6 protein-coding genes are annotated in these 4,899 nt (G+C 33.2%); all 6 read left to right on the top strand.

Features of this window, described 5'->3' with window-relative positions; translation table 11 throughout:
- The first annotated feature begins 68 nt into the window (after positions 1–68).
- The 6 genes from leuC to Q0370_RS10215 all read left to right on the top strand — a co-directional run bounded on the left by leuC (position 69) and on the right by Q0370_RS10215 (position 4,773).
- Positions 69–1,487, top strand: coding sequence for a 3-isopropylmalate dehydratase large subunit (gene leuC / locus Q0370_RS10240; RefSeq protein WP_299575373.1), 1,419 nt, complete (start codon positions 69–71; stop codon positions 1,485–1,487).
- A 63-nt stretch (positions 1,488–1,550) separates the two neighbouring features.
- Entirely contained in the window at positions 1,551–2,180 is a 630-nt protein-coding gene (locus Q0370_RS10235) for a glutathione S-transferase family protein (protein ID WP_299575371.1), read from the top strand.
- Between the two features lie 27 nt (positions 2,181–2,207).
- Complete coding sequence (gene leuD / locus Q0370_RS10230; protein ID WP_026749486.1) at positions 2,208–2,783, top strand: 3-isopropylmalate dehydratase small subunit; 576 nt, start codon at positions 2,208–2,210, stop codon at positions 2,781–2,783.
- 103 nt (positions 2,784–2,886) lie between these two features.
- Positions 2,887–3,297, top strand: coding sequence for a hypothetical protein (locus Q0370_RS10225; protein ID WP_299575368.1), 411 nt, complete (start codon positions 2,887–2,889; stop codon positions 3,295–3,297).
- A gap of 22 nt (positions 3,298–3,319) precedes the next feature.
- Complete coding sequence (locus tag Q0370_RS10220; RefSeq protein ID WP_299575366.1) at positions 3,320–4,375, top strand: prolyl oligopeptidase family serine peptidase; 1,056 nt, start codon at positions 3,320–3,322, stop codon at positions 4,373–4,375.
- Positions 4,376–4,614: 239 nt separating this feature from the next.
- Positions 4,615–4,773 (top strand): hypothetical protein, encoded by a 159-nt coding sequence (locus Q0370_RS10215; protein ID WP_299575363.1) that lies wholly within the window; start codon positions 4,615–4,617, stop codon positions 4,771–4,773.
- The last annotated feature ends 126 nt before the right edge of the window (positions 4,774–4,899 follow it).

Raw genomic sequence — 4,899 nt, 5'->3', positions numbered from 1 at the left:
ACATAAATTAAGTAAATTAATTAAAAATTTAGAGACAAAAATTTGGAGAGGAAATCGGAGGAGAAAAAATGTCAGAAATTAAAAATAAAGAGAAAAAACCAAAAACTTTGTTTGATAAAGTTTGGGAAAAACACGTAATTACAGGAGAGCCTGGAGAAGCACAATTGCTTTATATAGATTTACACTTAATTCACGAGGTTACTTCGCCACAGGCGTTTTCGGGATTGAGACTTGCTGGAAGAAAGGTTAGACGGCCTGACTTGACTTTTGGAACGATGGATCATAACACGCCTACAATAATGTCACAAAGACTGAATATTAGAGATAAGATTTCTAAGGCACAGCTTGATGCACTTGCTGCGAACTGTAAGGAATTTGGGATTGAACTTGTTGATATGTTTAACGAAAATAATGGAATTGTGCATATGGTGGGGCCTGAGCAAGGACTTACACAACCTGGAAAAACTGTAGTTTGTGGGGATAGCCATACTGCGACTCATGGGGCATTTGGAGCGATTGCATTTGGAATTGGGACAAGTGAAGTTGAGCATGTTCTGGCAACACAGACAATTTGGCAAAAGAAACCTAAGACAATGGGAATTGAAATTACTGGAAAATTGCAAAAAGGTGTATACGCAAAAGATATTATTTTACATATAATTAAGACTTACGGAATTGGTCTTGGAAATGGATATGCCTTTGAATTTTTTGGAGATACGATAAGAGGGCTTTCGATGGAAGAAAGAATGACAATATGCAATATGGCGATTGAAGGTGGTGGAAAATCAGGAATTATCGCACCTGATGAAACTACATTTAATTATGTGAAAGGAAGAAGATTTGCACCAAAAGGTGAGGAATTTGAGAAAAAGGTGGCTGAATGGAAGGAATTGTATACAGATTCTGTAGAAGCCTTTGACAAACATATAAAAATCGATGTTACAAATCTTGAGCCACAAGTTACTTGGGGAACAAATCCTGAAATGGGAATCAATGTTACTGAAAAATTTCCAGAAATCAAAGATCATAATGATGAAAAAGCATACGAATACATGGGCTTAAAACCAGGACAAACTCCATTTGATATACCATTAAAGCATGTATTTATAGGATCTTGTACAAATGGAAGATTGAGTGATCTGGAAATTGTCGCAAAAATTGTAAAAGGAAAGAAAGTTGCACCAAATATCACGGCAGTTGTAGTTCCTGGCTCACAAGTTGTTAAAAAAGCAGCTGAAGAAAATGGAATTGCACAAATCTTGAAAGATGCGGGATTTGAATGGAGAGAAGCTGGATGTTCAACTTGTCTTGGGATGAACCCTGACTTGATACCAGCTAGAGAGCATTGTGCCTCAACTTCTAACAGAAACTTTGAAGGACGGCAAGGAAAAGGAGCGAGAACGCATCTAGTAAGTCCTGCAATGGCTGCTGCAGCTGCAATTTATGGAAAATTTGTAGATGTAAGGGAATTGGATGAGGTAAAATAAGAGAATAGATACTGGTTAATGATAATTAATAAGAATAAAAAAATTGAAAGAGAGAAAAATACTATGAAAAAGATAACTTTTTATACAAATCCATATTCAAGAGGAGTATCTGTAAGATGGATGTTAGAAGAATGTGGAGCAGAATATGATGTAGTACCTATTCATTTCGGTAAAGAAATGAAATCTGAAAAATATCTTTCAGTAAATCCAATGGGAAAAGTACCAGCACTAGAAGTAGATGGAAAAGTAATTGTAGAAACAGCGGCAATTTTGACATTTTTAGCAGATATGTACCCTGAAAAAAACTTGATTCCACCAGTTAATTCTTTAGAAAGAGGAGAATTTTATCGTTGGATGTTTTTTGCACTTCATCTAGAGTATGCTTTCATGGATAAATTCTTTGATGTTCCATCAAGTGAAAAGAAAAGAAATAACATAGGGTATGAAGATTATGATACAGCTTTAAATACATTAACTGAATTTTTAAAAAATAAAAAATATGCAATAGGAAATAGATTTACTGTGCTAGATTTATATTTGACAGGATTATTGAGATGGGCGACATTTGTGGCTGGAGTTCTTCCAAAAGAGGGTATGCTCGCAGATTACATGAAACTGCACGGAACAAGAGAAGCTAATATAAAAGGTCAGGAGCTAGATCAAGAATTAGCAAAATCAATGGGATTAGATTAAAAAATTAATAAAAGCAAGGAGATAAAAATGAAACCATTTACAAAATATGAAGGAACAATCGTTCCAATAATGAATGACAACATAGATACGGATCAATTAATTCCAAAACAATATTTAAAAAGTATCGAAAAAACAGGATTTGGGCAATATGTGTTTGATGAATGGAGATACAATGAGGACAGAACAGATAATATGGATTTTAATTTAAACAAGCCTGAATATAAGACAGGGACAATTTTGATTACAGGAGATAACTTTGGGTGCGGTTCGAGCAGGGAACATGCGGCTTGGGCATTGCAGGATTATGGATTTCATGTAATTGTTGCAGGAGGGTATTCAGGAATATTCTACATGAACTGGCTAAATAACGGACATTTGCCAATAACTTTGCCAGAAGCTGATAGACTGGAACTGGCTAAACTTCCTGGGGATGCTAAAGTGGTAGTTGATTTGGAAAATAACAAGCTGACTGCAAATGGAAAAGACTATTTCTTTGAACTGGAGGAAAGCTGGAAACAGAGATTATTAAAAGGGCTTGATTCGATTGGGTTGACATTGGAACATGAAGATGAGATTAGGAAGTATGAGGAGAATCATAGATAATCTGAATAACTTAATTTGTGAAAAGAAAGATTTTAAAAATAGCCAGAAAAATCAAAAGAACAGTTGAAAGTAGAAGAATATTTCAAGCAAAATGGGATAGAATATGATAAAAATTTTATTTACGGTATTAATTAAAAAAGAAAGAAATTTGAATTCATTTTTGATGATGGGGCTTATTGGATTGATTATGAAAGCAGGAATGAAGCCGTGTTATATACTTTTTAAGGAGAATGAAATATTGTTTTTCGAAGTTGGGATGCTTGGTGGAATTAAGGGACTTTTAACAAGAATAGATGTTGATGATATAGAAAAAATTGATTTAAAAAAAGGAATCTTAAACTATAAATTGACAATATCAGTAAGAGCTGGAGATAAAATAAAAAAAGAAATAATAAATTTTGCCCAAATTAATGGAAAAGCATGGTGGATACAGAACAGAAATAATCTGATTGAAAGTGGATATTTTGAAAAATTGGCTGAAAGAGTGGGCAAAAGAAGAATGTTGGAACAATAAATAAAAAAAGAAAGGTAACTTTATGAAAAAAATATTACTTTTATTGCTAATTTTAGCAACTTTTGTAGTATCTTGCGGGAACGGAGGCAAAAATTCAAATGCAAATACAGAAGTTCAAAAGAGTGAGAAAAATAGTAAACAAATTGACAATAGTTTTGATTTTGAAATATATGGAGAAACATTGGAAGAGGCTCATAAAAATTTTAAGACAAAGATTGTCGATGGGCAAAAAACGGAATTTGAGCCAGATGGAAAACCAGGTATTCCGCCTAAAAACAGTAAGTTTTCATTGGTAAATTATCCATCAAAATTAGGAGAAATGCCAATGTATATTACAGCAAAAGAAAATAACGGGAAAAAATATCCAGCGATCATATATTTAAATGGTGGATTTGGTGGAATTGGAGATAGTGAGTTTGGCTGGGATGAAGAATCGCCTAAAAATAATTATCAAGGGGCAGGTGCATTTAAAAGAGATGATTTTGTACTTGCAATACCAAGTGCTAGAGGAGAAAATGCAAATGCTGGAAAATATGAAATGTTTTATGGGGAAATTGAAGACTTGGAAGAAGCCAGAAAATATGTGGCATCACTTCCTTATGTTGATTCAAATAGAATTTATCTCGTTGGACACAGTACAGGTGGGACAAAGGCATTGCTTCTAAGCGAATATTCAAAAGGTTTTCGAGCAGTTTTTGCAATAGGTGCCTTGCCAGATTTCTTTTGGGCAACAGAAAAACCAGATGAATATGGTGGAGTTCCGTTTGATTTGACAAATCCTAGAGAAATAGCAGTAAGATCATCACTTCGATACGTCCGTTCAATAACAGCACCAACTTTCCACTTTGAAGGGCAAGAAGAAAGAAGAGATATTTTATTTGAGCCTATGCAAAAAGCCGCAGACAAATACAAAATACCGTTTAAAAAATACCAAATTGCAGGTGGAGATCATTTTAATATACTTTATCCATTAACGACAATGATTGCACAAAAAATACTAGCTGATACAGGGGCGAAAACGAATATTCAGTTTAGTGATAAGGATTTGGATGTGATTTCAAAAGGGATTGTTAAATAGCAGATAATTTGATTTCAGAAATTTGATTGAAAATGAAAAATTGTAGATGTAAAGGAAGAAAATACGACTTAGAAAATAAATTCAAGTTTTTGGGATAATTTGAAAAAAGGAGATGTTTATGTGGTCAAAAGGAATTGAGTATAGAAAGCGAGAAAAAGAAAAACTCTCTAAAATAAGTTCAAAAGATTTACCATTTGACGTGTTTGTAAAAAATGGAGAATTAGTAAGCTGGAGAAGAAGTGGCTGGTGTAAGAGAGCTTATCAGTTTTACAAAAAAAGCTGTAATCGGAATTTTAGAAGAAATAAAAATCTTGAAACTTCAGTTAAAGGGAATTATTACAGAAAGTGCTATGAGTTGCAATATGCTTGGATTTAACAAAAAATTTTCAGATGGCTAGGAGATAAAAAATTATGCGAACTATCAAAGAATGGAATAAAATAATAGAAAATTATTTTAATGAAAATAATATTGAGTATGACAGGAATTATTTGTGTTTTTTTCCTGAAATCAATTTTATAAAAGT

The sequence above is a fragment of the uncultured Leptotrichia sp. genome (assembly GCF_938036635.1).
GTDB classification, from domain to species: Bacteria; Fusobacteriota; Fusobacteriia; order Fusobacteriales; family Leptotrichiaceae; genus Leptotrichia; species Leptotrichia hongkongensis.
Note: the sequence above shows the minus strand (reverse complement) of the source record. Positions and strands in the feature narration are given on the sequence as shown.

What these genes read in the sequence shown, in the direction of transcription:
- leuC (WP_299575373.1), top strand. Translation starts at nt 69, where the DNA reads ATGTCAGAAATTAAAAATAAAGAGAAAAAACCAAAAACTTTGTTTGAT.
- leuD (WP_026749486.1), top strand. Translation starts at nt 2,208, where the DNA reads ATGAAACCATTTACAAAATATGAAGGAACAATCGTTCCAATAATGAAT.
- Q0370_RS10220 (WP_299575366.1), top strand. Translation starts at nt 3,320, where the DNA reads ATGAAAAAAATATTACTTTTATTGCTAATTTTAGCAACTTTTGTAGTA.
- Q0370_RS10225 (WP_299575368.1), top strand. Translation starts at nt 2,887, where the DNA reads ATGATAAAAATTTTATTTACGGTATTAATTAAAAAAGAAAGAAATTTG.
- Q0370_RS10235 (WP_299575371.1), top strand. Translation starts at nt 1,551, where the DNA reads ATGAAAAAGATAACTTTTTATACAAATCCATATTCAAGAGGAGTATCT.